Below are 586 nucleotides of genomic sequence, written 5' to 3'. Positions count from 1 at the left end.
TGGTCAGCGGCGTGCACGCATCGCCCGTGGTCGGGCCCGCGGCGTTGGCTTCATCCACGCCGAGCACGACCTGCCCGGTGAAGTTCGCTGGCGACGCGACCGGGCCGAAGCTCGCCGTGCCGTACAGGTAACGCCCGGCGATGCCCGCCGGCGCCGTCACGGTGAAGTACTGGCGGGTGTCGAGGACCAGCGCCGCTTCGTTCTTCACGCGCTGGCCGGACCACACCAGGCGACCGGAGGTCTTCATCACTTCGGCGCGCTGCGCCGCTGTGCTGGCCGGATCGTTGAAGCCGATGTTCAGCACGTTGTCGTACGCGTTCTGCGTGTACGCATCCGAACGCGGACCGGTGCCGTCGAAATCGCCGAACTGGCCGGTGAACTTGTCCAGGAAACCCTGGAAGCCCAGGCCGTGGCCGATCTCGTGCATCACCACGTTGAGGAAGTTGATCGAGCCGGCGGGCGTCTTGCCGTCCAGGCCGTAGTACCACGTCGTGCCGGCGAGGCAGTCGGGCTTGCCGAGATCGCCGTTGAAGCGCGACACGATGTCGGCCGGGTCTTCGGGAATCGGATCCAGGTCGACGCCGGC

Annotated in this window: 1 protein-coding gene; it reads right to left on the bottom strand. The window is 67.7% G+C overall.

What is annotated here, in order from left to right; all coding sequences use genetic code 11:
* The coding region (locus J3473_RS19290) for a hypothetical protein (RefSeq protein ID WP_207025415.1) at nt 1-586 on the bottom strand (586 nt) is incomplete at both ends.

The organism is Phycicoccus sp. DTK01, assembly GCF_017312765.1.
Lineage (GTDB): Bacteria > Actinomycetota > Actinomycetes > Actinomycetales > Dermatophilaceae > Phycicoccus > Phycicoccus jejuensis.
This window is presented reverse-complemented; position numbering and strand designations above follow the sequence as displayed.